Genomic DNA, 21,897 nt, shown 5'->3' on the forward strand with positions numbered 1-21,897 from the left:
CCGCCCCGTGCGGGCTTTTTTCAGGATGAGCTATGGACTACTTTCCGCTGTTTTGCCGCCTGCAGGGCAAACGTTGTTTATTGGTTGGCGGTGGTGATGTGGCTGAGCGCAAAGCGCGTTTGCTGCTGGATGCCGGTGCCGATCTGCACGTGGGTGCGCTGGATTTCTCCCCTGCCTTCCAGCAGTGGGCACAACAGGGAAAGTTGACTTTACTACCCGGCGCGTTTGATGAGCGCTGGCTCGACGGCTGCTGGCTGGTGATTGCCGCCACCGACGATGACGCGGTCAATCAGCAGGTTGGCGATGTGGCTGAGCAGCGTCGCATCTTCTGTAATCTGGTGGATGCACCACAGGAAGCCAGCGCCATTATGCCATCGATAATTGACCGCTCACCGCTGATGATTGCGGTGTCATCCGGCGGTCGTGCGCCGGTGCTGGCGCGTTTACTGCGGGAAAAACTCGAAGCAATGCTGCCACAGCATCTCGGTGAGCTGGCTGCACTAGCCGGTTCGTTGCGTAGCCGTGTGAAGCGCACCTTCGCCAGCATGGCGCAGCGCCGCGCGTTCTGGGAACGTTTTTTTGTTAGCGATCGCCTGGCACAAACCCTGGCAAATAATGATCGGCCGCGCGCGGAGCATATCGTCGAGACCTTGTTCGATGCGCCGCTGTCGCAGCAAGGCGAAGTGGTGCTGGTGGGCGCCGGGCCGGGCGATGCCGGATTGCTGACGCTGAAAGGCTTGCAGCATATTCAGCAGGCCGATGTTGTGGTGTATGACCGCTTAGTCTCCGAGCCGATTCTCAATCTGGTGCGCCGCGATGCTGAGCGTATCTTTGTCGGCAAACAGGCGGGCCATCACTGCGTGCCGCAAGCGCAGATCAATCAGGTTTTGCTTGAGCAGGCGCAGAGCGGCAAGCGCGTAGTGCGACTGAAAGGCGGCGATCCCTTTATCTTTGGTCGCGGCGGCGAAGAGCTTGAACTGTTGGCGCAGCACCATATTCCGTTTAGCGTGGTGCCGGGCATTACTGCCGCATCGGGCTGTGCTGCCTACAGCGGCATTCCGCTTACGCATCGCGACCACGCGCAAAGCGTGCGTTTCGTGACCGGCCATTTGCAGCAGCACGGGGAAATCGAATGGCGCAAGCTGGCCGCCGAGCAGCAAACGCTGGTGTTCTATATGGGGCTGGCGCAGGCGCCTGAGATCCAGCAGCAGCTGTTGCAGCACGGCATGAATGCGACCATGCCAGTCGCGATTGTGCAGAATGGCACCACGCCGCAGCAACGGGTCGAAACCGCAACCCTGGCTGAGCTGGCGACGTTAGCGCAGCAGTTTGTCAGTCCAGCTCTGATTATTGTTGGTCGCGTTGTGGAACTGCGCTCACAGTTACGCTGGTTCTGAAGCGGCAAAAAACTGTACAGCGCTGCGCTTTGTCGCCAGACTAATAGCCATCTTTCTCATTGATAAGGAGTTTCCATGCGCGTTGCTTCACTGGTTTGCGCGTTGCTATTGCCGCTAAGCGCGGTTGCCGCTGCTGCACCCGTTACCTGGTCGAACGTCGTCGGCGAATGGCAGGTGGTGGCGGTAACACCTAAGAAGGAGATGGGTCAGATCTACATTAAGAATGACCCGCAGTTTATGGGTGCGCGCGTGGCGTTTAAGCCGAATGCCATCAACTGGACGCGCGGTACCGCCGAACGCAGCATCAATCCTTCGGTCGATAACTGCGCAACTAAACCGCGTCTCACTGCCGCCAATGGCGCGGGGCAAGATCGTGATTTCACTTTCCGCTACGGTTTCAACGTGAGCTGTGGCAATAAGTCGTGGGGACCGGCACCGGGTGCCGTGTTGAGCGTGCTGGCTGACGGCAATGCCCGTCTGTTCTGGGATGGCGCCGAACTGGCGTTACATCGCATCAAATAAAAACGGCGGGTCATGATGACCCGCCGTTCTGCTCTATGCTGCAAGCCGTTTATGGCTGTGCGACAAAACCTACCGCTTCGTACACTTTCTTTAGCGTTTCCTGCGCATGCGCTCGGGCTTTCGCTGCGCCATCGCGCATCACCTGATTGAGCAGCTCTTCATCGTTGCGGAAACGATGATAACGCTCCTGCAAATCGGTCAGCATGCCTGAAACTGCATCCGCAACCGCGCCTTTCAGATGGCCATACATTTTGCCTTCAAACTCCTGCTCCAGCTCGGCAATGGTTTTGCCTGTGACGCCAGCGAGAATGTCCAGCAGGTTAGAAACACCGGCTTTCTCTTTGATGTCGTAGCGCACCACGGGCGGCTCGGCAGAGTCAGTCACTGCGCGTTTGATCTTCTTCACCACCGCTTTGGTGTCTTCCAGCAGACCAATCACGTTGTTACGGTTGTCGTCTGACTTGGACATCTTTTTGGTTGGCTCAAGCAGCGACATCACGCGCGCGCCCGATTTCGGAATGAACGGCTCAGGCACTTTGAACACGTCGCCATACAGCGCATTGAAGCGCTGCGCGATATCGCGGCTCAGTTCCAGATGCTGCTTCTGATCTTCGCCCACCGGCACCTGATTGGTTTGATACAACAGGATGTCTGCCGCCATCAGCACCGGATAATCAAACAGGCCGGCAGTGATGTTTTCCGAGTAACGCGCTGATTTATCTTTGAATTGCGTCATGCGGCTCAGCTCGCCGAAATAGGCGTAGCAGTTCAGCACCCAGCTCAGCTGCGCATGCTCTGGCACGTGCGACTGAACAAAGATGGTACTTTTGGCCGGATCGATACCGCAGGCAAGGTACAGGGCTAAGGTATCCAGCGTGGCTTTACGCAGCGCAACCGGATCCTGACGTACGGTGATGGCGTGCAGATCGACGATGCAGTAAATGCAGTGGAAATCATCCTGCATCTGCACCCACTGACGCAGCGCACCCATATAGTTGCCAATGGTCAGTTCACCGGAAGGCTGGGCGCCGCTGAAAACGATGGGTTTGCTCATGTTATGTCCTGATAATCACAGCCCGATAGCGGGCAAAAGTTCGTCAAAAGAGTCGAGAGTTAAATCGGGTTGGCTTGTCGCAATCGGCTCGCCGTAGTTGTAGCCAAATGTCATGCCGATATTCGGCACGCCTGCTGCCTGGGCCGCGAGAATATCATTGCGCGAATCGCCGACAAACAGCAATTGTCCGGGAAGCACGCCAAAATGGCCGAGCACGAGGAAAATGGCCGCCGGGTGAGGTTTTTTCACCACCACATCATCGCCGCCGATAATCTGCGTAAAGTAATCAGCAATACCGAGTGACTTAAGCAGCGGCGCAACAAACGGCGTCGGTTTGTTGGTGACGATCGCTAGAGGCAGGCCTTGCGCCTGCAGCGCTGCCAACGTCTCTTTCACCTGCGGGAACAGCGTGCTGCCCGCTTCCACCGTTTGGGCGTAATATTTATCGAACAGTGCACGCGCATCACGTTGCTCTTCGGCATGCGGTTCGCGTCCCAGCGCCCACGTCAGCGCGCGGGTCATCATCACGTCGGCACCGTTACCAATCCAGGTGGAGGCTAATGCCAAACCCGGCGGCGGCAATTGCAGATCGGCCAGCGCATGATCGATGGCCTGCGCCAAACCCGGCGCGCTATCGACCAGCGTACCGTCAAGATCGAACGCCAGCGCGCGGATATCAGTGAAATGAGCCATTAACTTTCTCCAGTTCGCCACGCATCTCGTCGATCACTTTCTTGTAATCCGGATGACCAAAGATCGCAGAACCCGCGACAAACATGTCGGCACCGGCAGCAGCAATCTGGCCGATGTTGTCGATTTTCACGCCACCATCCACTTCCAGACGAATGTTATAGCCGCTTTGATCGATCAGGCGACGCGCTTCACGCAGTTTGTCGAGCGTACCGGGAATGAAGGATTGACCACCAAAACCAGGGTTCACCGACATCAGCAGAATGATATCCAGCTTATCCATTACGTAGTCGAGGTAGTCGAGCGGTGTCGCGGGGTTGAATACCAGACCCGCTTTGCAACCGTGCTCTTTGATCAGCTGCAGCGTGCGATCAACATGCTCGCTGGCTTCCGGGTGAAAAGTAATAAAGGTAGCGCCCGCTTTAGCGAATTCCGGGATCAATGCATCCACTGGTTTTACCATCAGATGCACATCAATAGGTGCAGTGATGCCGTAATCGCGCAGCGCTTTCAGCACCATCGGCCCCATGGTCAGATTAGGAACGTAGTGGTTATCCATTACATCGAAATGGACCACATCACCACCTGCCGCCAGCGCTTTGGCTGTGTCTTCGCCCAGACGAGCGAAATCAGCAGCAAGAATTGAAGGGGCCAGTAAAAATTGTTTCATCCGAATCTCCCAATTTTGTGCGCCAGCCGGAGCTGGCGTAATGCGTTGGTCGCGGACGAAACAGACTAGCGGAAAAGCGCCAGCAGTTCGTCGACCTGAGTGCGACCACTTATGCTTCGGCTGATGGAACGCCGGGCTTTGACTACGTGTAAATCCGCATTCTGATACCACTCGCGCGTGAGCACCGTATCGTGGTTAGAAATCAGTACCGGGATGCGATTTTGCTGCGCCAGCTTATTGGCCAGTTCCGCCAGATGCTGCTGCTCGCGCAGGCTAAAACTGTTGGTGTGATACGCGGTAAAATTCGCCGTTGCCGAGAGCGGCGCATACGGCGGATCGCAATAAACCACTGAGCCTTCAGCGGCGTTATTCAGAGTAACATCGTAAGATTCACAGACAAAGGTCGCTTTTTGCGCCCGTTCGGCGAACCACAGCAGCTCCGCTTCCGGGAAATAGGGCTTACGATAGCGACCAAAAGGGACGTTAAACTCCCCACGCAGATTGTAGCGGCACAGCCCGTTGTAACCATGGCGATTGAGATACAGGAACAGCACCGCGCGCTGATATTCATCTTTGCTGGCATTGAATGCGATACGCTGCGCGTAGTAGGTTTCCGCCGTGTTACCTTCGGCGTTGAAAAGCTGGCGCGCGTCTTCAATGAACGCTGCAGTACGCGTTTTGACGATGTTATAGAGATTGATGAGATCACCGTTGATGTCCGCCAGGTGATAGCGGTCATAATCGGTATTGAGGAATACTGAACCGGCGCCGACAAAGGGTTCGATTAGACAATCACCTTGTGGCAAATGACGACGGATGTCATCAAGGAGCGGGTATTTCCCTCCGGCCCATTTCAGGAAAGCGCGATTTTTTTTCATGCTGTCGTGGTTATTACATCTTAATTATTGGCTGTGGTGAAACCGACAGCAGCTCTGCGCTTTAAACGGGGCCACATCTGCGCAGCCCCACATCAATTACTGACTTTCTTTCTTCACCTGACTAAGCGGTTTCACCCAAGGATTCGCCGCACGCACTTCTGCTGGCAGCGATGCCACAGCGCGTTTCGCATCGGCTGGCGTGGCGTAAGCACCACTCACCAACACATACCAGGGCTGGCCGTTGCGCGTGGTTTTATACACGTGATAACCGCTCAGGTTCTGTTTTCTCGCCCAGGCGTTCAGGCTCTCTTCTTTCGACGCACCGCTCAACTGCAGCGTGTAGTTGCCGCCCGATGGCAACGATTTGCTGGCGCTGCTGCTCGCAGGCGCCGCATTACGCGCTGGCGTAGTGTGCGTGTTGTTCTCTTTCAGCGGCGTCGATTTAGTCGCTGCCGGAGCTTTGTGCGTGGTGGTGCTGGCAGCGTGCGTCTCGCGTGCACCGTTGCTGGCATTACGCGGTGGGGTTTCCGCACGCATCGCTGGCGGCGTCATCGCCTTACCGTTGCCACTGACCGTTGCCGGTGCGGTTGGCAGCGAACTGTTACCCTGTGCGCCTTGTGCCGCAGCATCAACAGAACCCTGCTGATTGTTCAGCGCGGTGTTGAGATCGCCCGGCAGCGTGACACGCTGTTGGTTTGCTGGAGTATCAACGGTTTCGGCCTGAGTGGGCGTTGAAGATACCGGTGGCATCGAGATGGACTGGGCGTCGTTGCCCGCAGGTGCAGCCGCTCCCGCTGTAGTTTGCGCAGCGCCGCCATCAACAGAAGGTGTGGCATTTTGCTGGCCGCTCATGGACGTCGAACCTGAAAGGTCGATGTTCTTTTCGCTGCCACCGGCTGAAGGTGCCGCGCCATTATTTGCGGTATTGGTTGCTGGTTTCTTCTCATCTGGACCGGTTAACGCCGAACCAATTCCCAGCACCACCAACAGCAGAACTAAAATACCAATGCCCATCATCATATGCTGACGAGAAACCGGTACTTTCACTTTCGGCGCAGAAGACGATTTGCGTGACCGCGTCGGACGGCGGTCACTGGCGTCAGGTTTTAACTCGTCTTCCGGTTTGAACTCATCCATTTAGCCTCCTCCGTAAAACGACGCGCTTCCCACACGCCGCATCACCACTCATCACTTCTAATAATCAGGGTTTCTGGCAATCATTGATTGCTGCCAGCACCATATCATGAGCCACACCTGCACGCACTTCAGAGCGGCCAATAGCGAGAGGCAGCACCAGACGCAACTCGCCGGCCAGCACTTTTTTATCGCGCATCATGTGAGGCAGATAATCTTCCGCCGCCATGCTCGCCGGGCCATGCACCGGTAAACCGGCGCGCAATAGCAGCGCGATAATGCGATCGGTTTCAGCTGAAGTGAACTGCCCCAAACGCTCGGCGGTACGCGCGGCCATCACCATGCCAGCCGACACCGCTTCGCCGTGCAGCCAGTTGCCGTAACCCATATGCGCTTCAATCGCATGACCAAAAGTATGGCCCAGATTAAGCAGTGCACGCACACCGGTTTCGCGCTCATCAGCCGCGACCACTTCGGCTTTAAGCTCGCAGCAGCGACGAATGCAGTAAGCCATGGCTTTTTCATCCAGTGCCAGCAGAGCATCAAGATTCTGCTCCAGCCACAGGAAAAATTCGCCATCAAGAATAATGCCGTATTTGATCACTTCCGCCAGACCCGACGCGAGTTCGCGCGGCGGCAGAGTGGCCAGGCAATGGGTATCCACAACCACAGACACGGGCTGGTAAAACGCCCCAATCATGTTTTTGCCAAGAGGATGGTTTACCGCGGTTTTGCCACCCACGGAGGAGTCAACCTGAGACAGCAACGTGGTCGGCACCTGAATAAAGCGCACACCGCGCTGATAGCTGGCCGCAGCAAATCCGGTCAGATCACCAATCACTCCACCGCCCAGTGCAATCAGCGTGGTATCACGACCGTGCGGCTTTTTCAGCAGCGCGGTGAACACCTCGTCCATTACAGCCAACGTTTTGTACTGCTCACCATCAGGCAAAATGACCTGATCTACCTTCACTCCAGCCTTGCTGAGTAGCGCTGCCAGGGGTTCCAGATAGATCGGCGCCAGTGTCTGGTTTGTTACCAGCATGGCATTGTCGCCTGCTTTGAGCGGCCAAAAAGAAGCCGGATCGTTAAACAGTCCGGCAGCGATGGTGATGGGGTAACTGCGATCCCCGAGTGAGACAGTGATCTTCTCCATGATGACCGATACCTATTACTGAGCCCTCAGGGCGCTGGATTAGTTCTTTTCCAGCATGTTGATGATCTGATTGGCCACCACTTTTGCACTCTGATCGTCAGTGCGAATAGTGACATCAGCGATCTCTTCATAAAGCGGATTACGTTCACCTGCTAGCGCTTCCAGTACTTCGCGCGGCGGTGATTCAACCTGCAGCAGCGGACGCTTTTTATCACGCTGGGTACGAGCAAGCTGCTTTTCGATGGTGGTTTCTAGGTATACGACCACACCACGGGCGGAGAGACGATTACGGGTCTCGCGGGATTTGACGGAGCCACCACCGGTCGCCAGGACAATGCCCTGCTTCTCGGTCAGCTCATTAATGATCTTTTCTTCACGATCGCGGAAGCCTTCTTCGCCTTCCACATCAAATACCCAGCCTACATCCGCTCCGGTGCGTCGCTCAATTTCCTGATCGGAATCGAAAAATTCCATATTGAGTTGCTGAGCCAACTGACGACCAATAGTGCTTTTGCCGGCACCCATCGGCCCAACCAGAAAGATATTGCGTTTCTCTGCCATTTTATCGGTATTACTAAGAATTCGTTGATGATACCCCGCGTTCAGCATAGCTGGCGGGACAGGAACTGAGACCTCATGAGCGTTAACAAGAGTCAGACGGAAAATTATCTCAACACTCATGGCCGTTTGGCAACCGAATAAATTGCCCCCGGCGACCTCTTAACAGGACCGGTCTGTGGTTCGCGAGACGGTAACGCACCTCCGCTAATCCGCTATATTTCGTGCTACAGGCACGCTGGCCGGGGTCATCCACCGTAATCGCTTACCAATGTAAGCACAGTGAATTCACTCATTTAACGTCCTACTGGAGCTCGAATTATTTTGGAGATATTTCTTTTGACGTCAGTATCGCTTGTGACCGACGTCATTCGGAAGGTTATTCTGCCGCGTTCCGTTACACCGTTTTGAAAATCGCTAAACCTTGTAAGCTAATTCCAGCCCTGCGTCAACGCAGTTGGCCTCACAGAACGAATTTTCCGCTTTATCCGGCAGTAAGCGCTGCTTCCCTGACCAGTCTGGGGGTAATAAAGATAACCAGCTCCTTTTTTTTCTGCTCGTCGGTCTGCTGACGGAAGAAATTCCCCAGCAGCGGCAATTCACCCAGCCAGGGAACGCGTTTTTCGCTCTGCGTACGCTGCTGCTGGAAAATGCCGCCGAGCGCTAAGGTTTCGCCATCTCGAAGCGTTACCTGGGTTTCAATCTCTTGCTTATCAATACTCAGTACCTGATTATCGCCAATGTTGACGCTCCTTCCCGGCAGGTTCTGGCTCAATCTGAGTTTTAGCTGGATGCGTCCATTACCTAACACCACGGGCGTGACCTCCATACCCAGCACCGCTTCTTTAAATTCAATCGCCGTCGCCCCGCTATTGCCTGACTTCACCTCATAGGGGATTTCCGTTCCCTGCTTGATAGTGGCGGTCTGTTGATGCGCGGTAAACAGGCGCGGGCTGGCGATAATTTCGATTTGGTTCTCCTGCTCCAATGCGCTTAATTCGAGGTTCAACAATTCGCCACTCACCTGGCCCAGCGTCACGCCGGCACGAAACGCCGGATTGCCCACCGCCAGGGGAATATCCAGCAGTGGATTACGCAGCGCCTGGGTCACGACTTCTGCGGGTGAAGTGCCCCAGTTCACGCCCAGCTCGCGCAGATGCTCTTCATTGATGGTGACGATGTGTGCAGCCAGCTCAACCTGCTCCAGCGGTAAATCTAATGCTTTTAACCAGCGCTCAGTGTCACGCAGCGCCTCGGTCGTATCGCGCAACAGCAGACTGTTGGTGCGACTGTCCACCGTCACGCTGCCACGTGGCGTCATCAAGGATCGCTCGGCTTGTAAGCTACGATAAATATCGCTGGCGCTGGCGTAATGCAGCGTCACGGTTCGTTGTTCCAGAGGCGTTTGCTGTTTTTCCTCCTCACGCTCTGCCTGCGCTTGTTGCGCCTGCAACTGTTGCCAGCTTTCTGGGTAGACCAACAGCACGCCCTCTTCCTGTACCACGGTAAGTTTTGCCAGCTGTGTCACCAGGGCGAGCGCGCGCTCCCAGCCCACATTATCTAAGCGCAGCGAGAGGCGGCCCTCAACACCCGGTGCAATCAGCAGGTTAGTCTGCTGATAATCCGCCAGCGCCTGTAAAATGCGTTCAACCGGCGCATCATCAAACGTCAGGCTCAGGCGATCGTCACTGGCGCGCAGCGGGGCGCTCAGAGACAGCAGTATCAGTAACGTCATCCATTTCATAAAAACCTCCTTTTATTACCCATGTGATTTGCTGGGGCGAACAACTTTGTGCCGCGTTCAGCAACAGCGTGCGTGCCGTAAGCTGCACGACTTGCCAGGGCGGCAGCGGAAAGGGTGTTTGCTCGGTCAGCCGATGACTTTTTCCCTGCGGAGAAACCAGCCACGCCACATAGTGCGGCGCTGCACCAATGATGCCCTGCAAACGCCAACCTTGCGGCGCGGCAACCTGTGCCTGGCAAAGCGTTTCTGTCAGCGGCTGGAAAGGATCGCGCGCTAGCGCAAGGGAGCTGCAGAGCAGCAACAGCAGCGCGCTACTCCGCATCGTCACTCTCCAGCCAAAGTTGCGTGTTCAGTACGCCCTGCTCGGCTTGCAGCTGAAAACGCTGTGGCACGGCTAAGCGGGTCGTGGCGAGCTCGCTAAACAGCGGCAGAAACTGTGGCCAGATGAGCCGCAGCTGCAGCTGTTGCGGCTGGCTGTCCGGATGCCAGGCTTCCAGCTGGCTACCCCGTGCAGCAACAATTGTCTCCAGCGTTTGCTGCACCGCCATGCCCGGCTCAGGTTGTTGCAGCGTGGCGACCTCATCCTGCAACAGCTCAATGGCTGGAAAGAGTGCCAGCTGTTGCAAACGCTGTTGCTGCTGTTGCCTCATTTTTCCCAGCTGTTGCTGTTGCGTTTCATGCATCTGCTGCTGCGGACGAAGCACTACCCACCACATCAGCGCGAACAGCAGCAGCGATAACAACAGTAATGCTACGATGCGTAGCGGTAGCGTTAACATCAGCCAGCGTTGCAGCAGATCATTCATCGGCCAACTCCTGTATGCGCGCATGCAGGGCGAAGCGATAATCGCCGCCAGACTGGCGCTGCACACCGCCCTGCTTCACGCTGCTGAACAACGGCTGCGTTATCAATTGATGACGAAAATCACTCACTGCCGCCATACTCTGCGCCTGCCCCTCCAGCACCAACTGCCCTTGCCGCCGCTCAAGGCGATGTAGCCATAAGGTTTCAGGCATTAGTTCCGGCAATTGCTGCCAGAAATGCTGCCAGCGATGGTGCTGATCTTGCCGCTGTTGCTGGGCGCGCTGCGCCTGAAGAAGAGACTCACGCAACTGCAGCAGCGATTGCTGCTGCTCAAGCTGCTGTTGCAGTGTGTTGAGGATGAAGGTGATATCCATCAGGGCTTCCGCCTGTTGCTGCCGTGCGATTGCGCCACGCCACCACAGCGCTGAAAGGATCAGCAAGGTGCACACCAACGTCAGTGCCAGCAGCGTGATGCTCTGCTGGCGCCGCCGCTGCCATTGCTGGATGCGCCAGGGAAGCAAGTTGACCGCCAGCATCAGGCATCCTCCGGGCGCAGTGCCAACCCAAGCGCGATAGCAAACTCACCCTCCTGCTCGGGCAAAGGCGGTTGCAGATAGTGCAGCAGCGTAAACGGCTTGCAGCGTTTCACCTGCTCCTCAGGCAAAACCTGGGGTGACGTGCAGAGCACGCTCTCCATCTGTGGAAAGGTGTCACGCAGCTGCGCGAGAGTGAGGGGTTCGGTGGCTGCGCCTGAGGTGGTGCTTTCACCTGCCAGCGTCCATAGCCAGTGATCGCTAAGCGGATGAATCAACAGCTGATTGTGGCGTAAAGGCATGCGCATGCCGATTTGCGTCAGCGCCAGGCTACTTAGCTCGAATACGTCAGGTCTCAGACCCGCCTGTTTGAGCGGTGTCAGCCATTGGGCGATCACCTCGCGCCGCGCCGCAGTGACGCAAAGCTGCGAAGCCTTACCCGGCGATCGATAATCCAGCGATAGCGAAGCCGGCTCAACCGGGAAAAGACGCTGTGCGGAAGCCGCCACATAACGCCCTAAGGCCGGTTCACGCAACGAGGTTTCCGGCAAGGGTAAGGTTCGTTGCAACACCAGCTGTGGCGGCAGACCAACGCGCAGCGAATAACGTTTCGGCAGATGGCGCTGCCAGCGTCCTAACATATCCAGTAACGCAGGCGTGGTTTGCAGCACACCGTTTCTTAACGTATCTTGCGGCAGCGTTTGTTGCCACCAGTGTCGCAACTGCCAACCATGACGACGGCGTTCAATGCCAAGGGCACAGATCTGCCCATTTTGGATGTCCAGTCCGATTTGCCAGCGCTCAAAAGCCATGCGCGCGATCTCCTTATCATTACCATTGAAGGGAATTAGGCCAATACTCGAAAGAATTGGCGTTGCAGGAAGTCGGCAAGTGCATGAATCTCCAGCCGCTTACATGAGTTAGTGACTAAGGTGAGTACACCTGGCCAACGCACCGGCAACTTCAAGTCTGACGGGTATATCAAAGCGTCAGGCTTGTCTTTATACTACCGCGCGGTTGCTTATAAACTGCTCAAACGACAACAGATGGGAATTCTCAGGTGAAGTTCGTAAAGTATTTATTGATCCTTGCAGTGTGTTGCATTTTGCTGGGAGCCGGCACGGTTTATGGTTTGTACAAATACATAGAGCCGCAGCTGCCCGATGTGAACACATTGAAAGATGTGCGCCTGCAAACGCCTATGCAGGTTTACAGCGCGGATGGCGATCTCATCGCCCAATACGGTGAGAAGCGCCGTGTGCCGCTGACCCTAAAGCAGATGCCGCCTGAGTTAATCAAAGCGTTTATTGCCACCGAAGACAGCCGTTTCTACGAGCATCACGGTGTCGATCCGGTGGGGATTTTCCGTGCTGCCAGCATTGCACTGATGTCGGGTCACGCATCGCAGGGTGCCAGCACCATCACCCAGCAGCTGGCGCGTAACTTCTTCCTCAGTCCAGAGCGCACCTTAATGCGTAAAATTAAGGAAGCGTTTCTGGCGATCCGCATTGAGCAGTTGCTAAGCAAAGATGAAATTCTTGAGCTGTACCTCAACAAGATTTATCTCGGCTATCGCGCGTACGGTGTGGGCGCTGCGGCGCAGGTCTACTTTGGAAAATCCATTGATCAGCTGTCGCTGAGCGAAATGGCGGTGATTGCCGGGTTGCCAAAAGCGCCTTCCACCTTCAACCCGCTCTATTCTCATACGCGTGCACTGTCGCGTCGTAATGTGGTGCTGGCACGTATGCTGGATCAAAACTACATCACGCAGCAGCAATATAACGAAGCGCGTAATGCACCGTTGACGGCCAGCTATCACGGCCCGGAAATCGCCTTCTCCGCACCTTATTTGAGTGAAATGGTGCGACAGGAGATGGTGAAGCGTTACGGCGATAAAGCTTATGAAGATGGCTATAAGGTTTACACCACCGTGACCCGCCACCTGCAGGAAGCCGCACAGCAGGCGGTGCGTAACAATGTGATGGCCTACGATATGCGTCACGGCTATCGCGGTCCGACTAACGTGCTGTGGAAAGTGGGTGAAGCTAGCTGGGATCAAACCCGCATCCAGAACGCGCTGAAAAACTTGCCAACTTATGGCCCGTTGAATGCCGCAGTGATCACCAGTGCCAGTGCCGATCAGGCCACGGCTATGCTGAAAGATGGCAGTAGCGTCTCATTGAGCATGGCGGGCGTGCGCTGGGCGCGCCCTTACAAATCTGACACGCTGCAAGGCCCAACGCCGCGTAGCGTGACGCAGGTGCTGCAAGCCGGTCAGCAGATTTGGGTGCGTAAAGTGAATGATGATTGGTGGCTCGGCCAGGTTCCCTTGGTGAACTCCGCGCTGGTGTCGCTCAATCCAGAAGATGGTGCCGTACGCGCACTGGTCGGCGGTTTCGACTTCAACCAGAGCATGTTTAACCGCGCTACCCAGGCGCTGCGTCAGGTCGGCTCCAATATCAAACCGTTCCTGTATACCGCAGCGATGGATCGCGGTTTAACGCTGGCATCGATCCTCAATGACGTGCCGATTTCGCGCTGGGATGCAGGTGCAGGCGCCGACTGGCGTCCGAAGAACTCGCCACCTACCTATGCCGGTCCTATCCGTTTACGTCAGGGCTTGGGCGAATCGAAAAACGTGGTGATGGTGCGTGCGATGCGTGCAATGGGCGTAGATTACGCGGCGGAATACCTGCAGCGTTTCGGCTTCCCGGCGCAGAACATCGTGCATACCGAATCGTTAGCGTTAGGCGCGGCTTCGTTCACGCCAATGCAGGTGGTGCGCGGTTACGCGGTGATGGCAAACGGCGGCTTCCTGGTCGATCCGTACTTCATCACCAGGATTGAGAACGAACAAGGCGGCGTGATCTTTGAAGAGAAACCGAAAATTGCCTGCCCGCAGTGCAACTTGCCGGTGATTTATGGCGATACCAAAAAGTCGGTGGCGCTGAACGAAGAGAGCATTGAGAATGTCGCCACTTCCGAGCAATCGCAGAACCAAACCGTGCCGCAACCGGAGCTGGAGCAAGTCCCTGCGCAGCCGCAGCCGGGTGGCGATCAGCAATATGCACCGCACGTGATCAACACACCGCTGTCATTCCTGATCAAGAGCGCGCTGAACACCAACATCTTCGGCGAACCCGGCTGGATGGGAACCGGTTGGCGTGCAGGTCGAGACTTAAAACGTAACGATATCGGCGGTAAAACCGGTACCACCAACAGCTCGAAAGATGCGTGGTTCTCCGGTTACGGTCCGGGCGTAGTAACCTCAGTGTGGATTGGCTTCGATGATTCACGCGCGCTCGGTCGTTCAACGATGTCAGGCGCGATTCCGGACCAAATCTCCGGTTACGAAGGCGGTGCCAAGAGTGCTCAGCCAGCGTGGGATGATTATATGAAATCCGCGCTGGAAGGCGTGCCGGTTCAGCCGCTGACACCGCCAGATGGCGTCGTCACCGTTAATATCGATCGCGGTACCGGTAAACTGGCCAACGGCGGCAACTCGCGTCAGGAGTACTTCATCAACGGCACGCAGCCAACGGAATATTCGGTGCATGATGTAGGAACCACCATCATGGACAATGGCCAAAGCCACGAACTGTTCTGATCAAAAAAGCCGGCAACTCTGCCGGCTTTCTTTTTTTAAGCGATGCTCAAAGATTAGTAGCTTAAACGTCCCTGCTTCACCAACCATTCGCGCACCATAAACAGGGCGCTGACGTTACGCGCTTCGCGGAAATCAGGTTCCTCCAGCAGCGCCAACAGGTTATTTAACGGCCAGCGATGAACAATCAGCGGCTCCGGCTCATCACCTTCCAGCTTCTCTTCGTACAAACCTTCCGCGACCACAATGTTCATCTTGCTGGAGAAGTAAGAGGGCGCCATGGTCAGCTTGCCGAGCGCTTCCAGTTTAGTGGCACCAAATCCCGCCTCCTCTTTCAGCTCGCGGTCGGCGGCTTCAAAGGCGCTTTCACCGGGATCGATCAGCCCTTTCGGGAAACCGAGTTCATAGCTTTCCAGACCCACGGCGTACTCCTGTATCAGGATCACGTCATCGCCGATAATCGGCACAATCATCACCGCTTCCCGATCGGAAGGCTTCATGCGTTCATAGACGCGACGCGCGCCATTGCTGAAAGCGAGATCGACCGCTTCTATGGTGAACAAACGGGAGCGGGCAACCGCTTCCACATTGAGGATGTCAGGTTTTTTCATTGGGGTTTTCATATCAGCCTCAAACTTAGCACAACCCTGTGAAACGTGATGACGCCAGCATACCGAAGCCCGAACTATTGTGCGAGACGCGGTGTAGGTAAACTATGGTGACATACATTCACTCACTGCCGCTAACAACTTCTTGTTATCTATGCAGTTAAAAATTCACAATAAGTCAACGATGTTGTGCACAATTCAGATAATGCCGATATTTAATTGAGTTTTATCTGGTTAACATCCCGTTAAGGAATAATCTACCAAACTATAATTAAATGATTTTGCGCGTTATTTTATCTGACTTTTCCCTTGTCAGAATCACTTCTGCTCGCCAAAATTGACTTGTATTGATGGATTCACCGGGAGTACATCGTTAACGTGAAGGCAGTTTTTTGGCTGGATTGAGCAAAGCATGAGCACTTACATTGTCATTCTGGCAGTCATGCTCGCCTGTTCGTTACTCGCAGGTATCGGCTATTGGTACGCTATGCGGCATCGTCCGCCGTTGGCGAAACCTCTGCCGTTTATCAGTCCGCCTCATCGCAAGCTCACTGACGAAGAACGTGATGCCGTTGAAAAGTACATTGCGTTGCTGGCCAAACAGCAGCAACACAGCAGTACCCGTTCCGCAAAGAAGTCACGCGAACCCGAAGCGCTGACGCTCACCGCGCAAAGCAGTAACGTTTATCCTGTCACTCGTTCCATCACCCGCTATGGCCTCTCCACCGACGATCCGCAGAAATGGCGCTACTATCTCGACGAAGTCGAGGTGCATCTGCCGCCGCTGTGGGAGCAGTACATCGCCGATGAAAACTATGTTGAGTTGATCCGTACGCAAACGCTGCCGCTGGTGATTTCGCTCAACGGTCATTCACTGGTGAGCTACGCCGTTGAACAACCGGCGCTGCCGCCGCTGGTACGACCGATGTCAACCAACGCCTCTATTCGTAAAGAAGAGAGCGAGAACGTTGAACTGCTGCAGGTGCGCAAAGAGACCTCGGAAGAGTATCAACTGTCACGCGCCGACGGCACGCGTGAAGCGGTCGCCATCTGTTTCGCTTTCCTCTTGTTCTTCCTTAGTCTGGTGCTGCCCGGCAGCCTGATGGTATGGATTGCCCTGCTCGGCTGCCTGATGATTGCCGTCAGCCTGTGGTTCCTCTACCGCTTCCCGGGTGCGAATGGTTTGCGTGACGTCCACTGCCTGCGCGGTGCGCCCAAGCGCTGGGGATTGTTCGGCGAATCAAATCAGGAGCAGAGCAACATCTCGCTTGGCATTATTGATCTGATCTACCCTGCACACTGGCAGCCTTATGTGGCGCATGATCTAGGCCAGATCACCGATGTTGAGATGTACCTCAATCGTCAGGTGGTGCGTCAGGGCCGGTTCCTGTCGCTGCAGGACGAAGTGCGTAACTTCCCGGTGCAGCGCTGGCGTAAAAATCTGGTGCTGGCGTGTGGTTCGCTACTGGTGCTGGTGATGCTGTTCACCTGGATTCCGCTCAGCATGCCAATCAAACTCAGCCTCGCGTGGGTAAAAGGCACCGAGAGCATCGAAGTGAACAGCGTTGATAAGCTCAATGCGCTGCCACTGCACATCGGCGACAGCCTGAAAGTGGGCGGCACCGGTATGTGTTCGGTGCCAGGCAACTACCAAAGCAATCGCAGTTACGCCTACATGCCGTTTGACTGCTCAGCCATTTACTGGAACAACGCCGCGCCGCTGCCACAGCCGCAATCGGATATCATCGATAAAGCTTCCGCGTTGCTCGACACCACCACGCGCCAGCTGCATCCGGAAACCAACACCGATCCGAAGCTCAACCCGCAGCTGGCCTCGGCGATTCAAAAATCCGGCATGATTCTGCTGGATGACTTCTCCGATCTGGTGCTGAAAACCCAGGAGCTGTGCAGCCAGCAGCAGGATTGTGTGCGCCTGAAAAATGCGCTGGTAAATCTGGGCAACGCCAAAGATTGGGATTCGCTGATCCACCGCGCAGATTCCGGCAAGCTGAATGGCATGAATGTGCTGCTGCGCCCGGTTAGCGCTGAAGCGCTGGAAAATCTGGTCAACACTGCTACTTCTACCTTCTTTGCGCGCGAGACCCGTCGCGCGGCAGAAAACCTCAATAGTCCGCCGCCGGGTGGTTTCCTGATCATCAGTGATGAAGGTCGCCAGATGGTGACGCAGCCGCAGCCGTCAGTTTCGCTGTTTGATCTCGATGCCCCTTCGCAATGGCGTGAGCTACAGCGCATGTCTGAAATGCTGCTGCATACGCCGTTCGCCGCCAGCGGCATCATCACCAGTATTACCACTGATGCTAACGGTACCCGTCATATCGCGCTGCATAACGAGCCAGATGCGATGGCGCAATGGCGCTATCTAGGCACCGCGTTGCTGATGCTGGTACTGATTGCCAGCGCGGTGATCAACGGCTTGCTGGCGCTGCGTCGTATTCACCGTAATCGTCTGCGTATGGCGGAAATTCAGCAATATTACGACAAGTGCTTCAACCACAATCTGAACACTATGCAGAGCGTGCGCTCGCTGTTCTGAGCCCTTCCCTTCTGTGCTACCCTGTCGCCCACTTTTTTGCGGCGAGAAAGAAAATGCAGGTTACGCTTAACTGGTCAGAGATTGATACCGTGCTGCTGGATATGGACGGCACGCTGCTCGACCTCGCCTTTGATCGCCACTTCTGGCTGGAACACGTTCCGGAAACCTTAAGCCGTGAACGCGCGATCACCCTGGGTGAAGCTCATCAGCTGATTGAGCAGAAGTATCAGGCCGTGATGCATACGCTAAACTGGTATTGTCTCGATTACTGGTCGCAGGAACTGGCGCTGGATATTCGCGCCATGACGTGGGAAAAGCGCCATCGCGCCGCAATGCGTGAAGATACGCTGCCGTTATTGCAGGCGCTACGCGCCGCAGGCAAACGCACCATTCTGCTGACCAATGCGCATCCTTATAATCTGGATGTCAAACTGGAGCAGACCGGATTAGCTGCCCACCTTGATTTATTACTTTCCACCCATACCTTTGGGTATCCGAAAGAGGATCCGCGCCTCTGGCAGGCCGTTCAGCAGCACACTGCGTTTGAGCGTTCGCGCACGCTATTCATTGATGACAGCGAAGCGATTCTGGATGCAGCGACAAGCTGGGGCATTCGCTGGTGTTTAGGCGTCAGCAATCCGGATTCCGGTCGGCCCGATCAATCTTTCCAGCGTCATCCGGCGGTACGAGATTATCGTCAGCTGTGTGAGACGCTGCGTTAAAGCAGGAGCCGCAATGAAAGAGAAAATCAGTGAAGGCGTCCGCCTCGACAAATGGCTGTGGGCCGCGCGCTTCTATAAAACCCGTGCGCTGGCTCGCGAGATGGTGGAAGGCGGCAAAGTGCATTACAACGGTCAGCGCAGTAAGCCCAGTAAACTGGTGGAGCTGAACGCCGAGCTGACGCTGCGTCAGGGCAATGATGAGCGCACCGTGGTGATCACCGCGGTCACCGATCAGCGTCGTCCCGCCACCGAAGCGCAAGCGCTGTATGCCGAAACCGACGCCAGTATCGAAAAGCGTGAGAAAACCGCGCTGGCGCGCAAGATGAATGCGTTAACCATGCCGCACCCCGATCGTCGCCCGGATAAGAAAGAGCGCCGCGATCTGATGAAATTTAAATTGTCGGGCGATAAATAACGCGCCCCCAACGAGAGAAACACTATGTCTGCAAACGATCAACTGCACCGCTACCTGTTCGAAAATGTCGCCGTGCGCGGTGAGCTGGTTAACGTGACGGAAACCTGGCGTGAAATTGTCAAAAATCACGACTACGTTGAGCCGGTAAAAACCTTGCTGGGCGAGCTGCTGGTAGCCACCAGTCTGCTGACGGCAACGCTGAAGTTTGACGGTGATATCACCGTACAGTTGCAGGGCGATGGTCCGCTGACGCTGGCGGTGATCAACGGTAACAACCGCCAGGAGCTGCGTGGCGTGGCGCGCGTTAAAGAAGATGCCGAGATCGCACCGGGCAGCAGCCTGAAAGAGATGGTCGGTAACGGCTATCTGGTGATCACCATCTCGCCAGAGAAAGGCGAGCGTTATCAAGGCGTGGTGGGCCTGGAAGCGGATACGCTGGCGGGTTGCCTGGAAGATTACTTCATGCGCTCTGAGCAGCTGCCAACGCGTCTGTTTATCCGCACCAGCGAGAAAGGCGCGGCGGGCATTCTGCTGCAGGTGCTGCCAGCGCAAGAGCCGAGCCCGGATGATTTCAATCATCTCGCCACGTTGACCGAAACCGTGAAGAGCGAAGAGCTGATCGAACTGCCCGCCACCGACGTGCTGTGGCGTCTGTATCATCAGGAAGAAGCCACGGTGTTTGATCCGTCGCCGGTTAGCTTCAAATGCACCTGCTCACGCGAGCGTTGCGGCGAAGTCCTGAGTACGCTGCCGATTGAAGAAGTGGATGAAATCCTCGCAGAGGATGGCAAAATCGATATGCATTGCGACTACTGCAATTCGCACTATGTGTACGATGCGGTGGATATTGCCGCCATTCGTAACGCGCCAACCAACAACAGCGATCAAGTGCATTAATTTCCTGCCGGGCGGTTCAGCCGCCCGCATTTCCCTCTGAACGTATCCCTATCATTTATCATGGTTATTAGCTAAATAACGCTGACTTTAATTACATAAGTGGCAGATTTCTCTACTTGTCACGTTCCAGCTCGCATTTCTGACTATCTTCTCTTTTCCGCTGTGCTCATAAGAGTACACTGCGCGCGATCTGCCCTGTGTGGCTATGCACGGCAGGCAGCAGAATCCCCCCATAAAAAATACGCAGTAACAGATACCGATTAAAGGAGCAGTCACATGCGCGTTAACGGCCTGACATCGCAAGACCTCGCCTCTATGGGCATCAGCGGCACCACCGAAGTGGTGTACAACCCTGACTTCGACACGCTATTTCAGGAAGAGACCCGCCCAGAGCTGGAAGGTTATGCGCGAGGCACTCTGACGCAGAGCGGCGCCATTGCCGTGGATACCGGCATCTTTACGGGTCGCTCGCCCAAAGATAAATACATCGTTCGCGATGACACCACGCGCGACACGCTGTGGTGGAACGATGTTGGCAACGGCAAAAATGATAACCAGCCGCTGTCGCAGGAAACCTGGCAGGCGTTGAAAGATCGCTGCACCCAGCAGCTTTCCGGCAAACGTCTGTTTGTGGTTGATGCGTTCTGCGGTGCCAATCCCGACACGCGCCTGAGCGTGCGCTTCGTGATGGAAGTGGCCTGGCAGGCGCACTTCGTCAAAAACATGTTTATCCGTCCGAGCGAGAGCGAGCTGGCTGACTTCAAGCCAGATTTCGTGGTGATGAACGCCGCGCAGTGCACCAATCCGGACTGGCAGGCGCAGGGTCTGCACTCTGAGAACTTCGTCGCCTTCAATCTGACCGAGCGCATGCAGTTGATTGGCGGCACCTGGTACGGCGGCGAGATGAAGAAAGGCCTGTTTGCCATCATGAACTACCTGCTGCCGCTGAAAGGTATTGCGTCGATGCACTGCTCGGCTAACGTCGGCAAAGCGGGCGATGTGGCAGTGTTCTTCGGCCTCTCCGGCACCGGCAAAACCACCTTATCCACCGATCCGGATCGCCAGCTGATCGGTGATGACGAACACGGCTGGGATGACGATGGCGTGTTCAACTTTGAAGGCGGCTGCTACGCCAAAACCATCAATCTCTCTGAGCAGGCGGAGCCGGAAATCTACCGCGCTATCCGCCGCGATGCACTGCTGGAAAACGTGGTGGTGCGCGCCGATGGCAGCGTGGATTACGCCGACGGCAGCAAAACCGAAAACACCCGCGTCTCCTATCCGATTGAGCATATCGAAAACATCGTGCAGCCGGTTTCCAGGGCGGGCCATGCGAAGCGGGTGATTTTCCTTACCGCCGATGCTTTTGGTGTGCTGCCGCCGGTTTCGCGCTTAACGCCGGCACAGACGCAGTATCACTTCCTGTCGGGCTTTACCGCCAAGCTGGCCGGCACCGAGCGCGGCGTAACCCAGCCGACGCCAACCTTCTCCGCCTGTTTTGGCGCGGCGTTCCTGACGCTGCATCCCACGCAATATTCCGACGTGCTGGTGAAGCGCATGGAAGCGGCGGGTGCGCAGGCCTATCTGGTGAATACCGGCTGGAACGGCAGCGGCAAGCGCATCTCATTGAAAGACACACGGGCCATCATCAACGCGATTCTGGCCGGTGAACTGGATAACGTGGAAACCGAACAGCTGCCGGTGTTTAACCTGCAGATGCCAAAGCATTTACCGCAGGTGGATAGCGCGATTCTCGATCCGCGCCGCAGCTGGCCAACGGAAGCAGCCTGGCAGCAAGCCGCGCAGGATCTGGCGCAGCGCTTTATCACTAACTTTGAGAAGTATACCGATAACGACGCCGGGAAGGCGCTGGTGCAGGCCGGTCCGCAGCTGTGATGTGACGTGGTTGAGGCCATAAAAAAGCCGCTATCCTGCGAGGGATAGCGGCTTTGTTTT

Annotated in this window: 21 protein-coding genes; 8 read left to right on the plus strand and 13 right to left on the minus strand. The window is 55.8% G+C overall.

Going from position 1 to position 21,897, the window contains the following annotated elements; all coding sequences use genetic code 11:
• The first annotated feature begins 32 nt into the window (after nt 1-32).
• Complete coding sequence (gene cysG, locus PMI17_RS20325; protein ID WP_007892257.1) at nt 33-1,397, plus strand: siroheme synthase CysG; 1,365 nt, start codon at nt 33-35, stop codon at nt 1,395-1,397.
• A gap of 75 nt (nt 1,398-1,472) precedes the next feature.
• Nucleotides 1,473-1,919 (plus strand): hypothetical protein, encoded by a 447-nt coding sequence (locus tag PMI17_RS20330; RefSeq protein ID WP_007892259.1) that lies wholly within the window; start codon nt 1,473-1,475, stop codon nt 1,917-1,919.
• Nucleotides 1,920-1,968: 49 nt separating this feature from the next.
• Here PMI17_RS20330 and trpS read toward each other — a convergent pair whose 3' ends face one another.
• The 12 genes from trpS to pilM form a co-directional block, all read right to left on the minus strand.
• Nucleotides 1,969-2,973, minus strand: coding sequence for a tryptophan--tRNA ligase (gene trpS, locus PMI17_RS20335; RefSeq protein ID WP_007892261.1), 1,005 nt, complete (start codon nt 2,971-2,973; stop codon nt 1,969-1,971).
• A gap of 15 nt (nt 2,974-2,988) precedes the next feature.
• Nucleotides 2,989-3,666 (minus strand): phosphoglycolate phosphatase, encoded by a 678-nt coding sequence (locus tag PMI17_RS20340; RefSeq protein WP_007892264.1) that lies wholly within the window; start codon nt 3,664-3,666, stop codon nt 2,989-2,991.
• Nucleotides 3,650-4,333: a ribulose-phosphate 3-epimerase gene (rpe, locus tag PMI17_RS20345; RefSeq protein WP_007892266.1), complete on the minus strand. Its 684-nt coding sequence runs from the start codon at nt 4,331-4,333 to the stop codon at nt 3,650-3,652. The genes PMI17_RS20340 and rpe overlap by 17 nt, the downstream gene beginning before the upstream one ends.
• A gap of 65 nt (nt 4,334-4,398) precedes the next feature.
• Nucleotides 4,399-5,211 (minus strand): adenine-specific DNA-methyltransferase, encoded by an 813-nt coding sequence (gene dam / locus PMI17_RS20350; protein ID WP_007892268.1) that lies wholly within the window; start codon nt 5,209-5,211, stop codon nt 4,399-4,401.
• A 96-nt stretch (nt 5,212-5,307) separates the two neighbouring features.
• Nucleotides 5,308-6,348 (minus strand): SPOR domain-containing protein, encoded by a 1,041-nt coding sequence (locus PMI17_RS20355; protein ID WP_007892270.1) that lies wholly within the window; start codon nt 6,346-6,348, stop codon nt 5,308-5,310.
• Between the two features lie 64 nt (nt 6,349-6,412).
• Nucleotides 6,413-7,501: a 3-dehydroquinate synthase gene (gene aroB / locus PMI17_RS20360; protein ID WP_007892272.1), complete on the minus strand. Its 1,089-nt coding sequence runs from the start codon at nt 7,499-7,501 to the stop codon at nt 6,413-6,415.
• Between the two features lie 39 nt (nt 7,502-7,540).
• Nucleotides 7,541-8,062 carry a shikimate kinase AroK gene (gene aroK / locus PMI17_RS20365; protein ID WP_008107887.1) on the minus strand — a complete coding sequence of 174 codons (522 nt, stop codon included), beginning with the start codon at nt 8,060-8,062 and terminating at the stop codon, nt 7,541-7,543.
• Between the two features lie 481 nt (nt 8,063-8,543).
• Nucleotides 8,544-9,803 carry a DNA uptake porin HofQ gene (hofQ, locus tag PMI17_RS20370; RefSeq protein WP_007892274.1) on the minus strand — a complete coding sequence of 420 codons (1,260 nt, stop codon included), beginning with the start codon at nt 9,801-9,803 and terminating at the stop codon, nt 8,544-8,546.
• Entirely contained in the window at nt 9,745-10,125 is a 381-nt protein-coding gene (locus PMI17_RS20375) for a HofP DNA utilization family protein (protein ID WP_007892275.1), read from the minus strand. The genes hofQ and PMI17_RS20375 overlap by 59 nt, the downstream gene beginning before the upstream one ends.
• Entirely contained in the window at nt 10,115-10,609 is a 495-nt protein-coding gene (locus PMI17_RS20380) for a hypothetical protein (RefSeq protein WP_007892276.1), read from the minus strand. Before PMI17_RS20380 ends, PMI17_RS20375 begins: the two co-directional genes overlap by 11 nt.
• Entirely contained in the window at nt 10,602-11,144 is a 543-nt protein-coding gene (locus PMI17_RS20385; RefSeq protein WP_007892285.1) for a PilN domain-containing protein, read from the minus strand. Before PMI17_RS20385 ends, PMI17_RS20380 begins: the two co-directional genes overlap by 8 nt.
• Nucleotides 11,144-11,953, minus strand: coding sequence for a pilus assembly protein PilM (gene pilM, locus PMI17_RS20390; protein ID WP_007892287.1), 810 nt, complete (start codon nt 11,951-11,953; stop codon nt 11,144-11,146). Before pilM ends, PMI17_RS20385 begins: the two co-directional genes overlap by 1 nt.
• A 248-nt stretch (nt 11,954-12,201) precedes the next feature.
• Between pilM and mrcA the strand changes: the two genes are divergently transcribed.
• Entirely contained in the window at nt 12,202-14,748 is a 2,547-nt protein-coding gene (gene mrcA, locus PMI17_RS20395) for a peptidoglycan glycosyltransferase/peptidoglycan DD-transpeptidase MrcA (protein WP_007892290.1), read from the plus strand.
• Between the two features lie 53 nt (nt 14,749-14,801).
• Here mrcA and nudE read toward each other — a convergent pair whose 3' ends face one another.
• Nucleotides 14,802-15,368: an ADP compounds hydrolase NudE gene (gene nudE / locus PMI17_RS20400; protein WP_007892292.1), complete on the minus strand. Its 567-nt coding sequence runs from the start codon at nt 15,366-15,368 to the stop codon at nt 14,802-14,804.
• Nucleotides 15,369-15,765: 397 nt separating this feature from the next.
• On the opposite strand from nudE, the gene PMI17_RS20405 reads away from it, so the two are divergent.
• The 5 genes from PMI17_RS20405 (at nt 15,766) to pckA (ending at nt 21,837) form a co-directional block, all read left to right on the plus strand.
• A complete protein-coding gene (locus PMI17_RS20405; protein ID WP_007892294.1) occupies nt 15,766-17,907 on the plus strand; it encodes an intracellular growth attenuator family protein in 2,142 nt (713 codons plus the stop codon).
• 53 nt (nt 17,908-17,960) lie between these two features.
• On the plus strand, nt 17,961-18,629 hold the full coding sequence (gene yrfG, locus PMI17_RS20410; RefSeq protein WP_007892297.1) for a GMP/IMP nucleotidase: 669 nt from the start codon (nt 17,961-17,963) through the stop codon (nt 18,627-18,629).
• Between the two features lie 13 nt (nt 18,630-18,642).
• A complete protein-coding gene (gene hslR, locus PMI17_RS20415; protein WP_007892299.1) occupies nt 18,643-19,044 on the plus strand; it encodes a ribosome-associated heat shock protein Hsp15 in 402 nt (133 codons plus the stop codon).
• Between the two features lie 24 nt (nt 19,045-19,068).
• A complete protein-coding gene (hslO, locus tag PMI17_RS20420) occupies nt 19,069-19,941 on the plus strand; it encodes an Hsp33 family molecular chaperone HslO (RefSeq protein WP_007892300.1) in 873 nt (290 codons plus the stop codon).
• A 276-nt stretch (nt 19,942-20,217) separates the two neighbouring features.
• A complete protein-coding gene (gene pckA / locus PMI17_RS20425) occupies nt 20,218-21,837 on the plus strand; it encodes a phosphoenolpyruvate carboxykinase (ATP) (protein WP_007892302.1) in 1,620 nt (539 codons plus the stop codon).
• The last annotated feature ends 60 nt before the right edge of the window (nt 21,838-21,897 follow it).

It is taken from the genome of Pantoea sp. GM01 (assembly GCF_000282675.1).
Lineage (GTDB): Bacteria > Pseudomonadota > Gammaproteobacteria > Enterobacterales > Enterobacteriaceae > Pantoea > Pantoea nemavictus.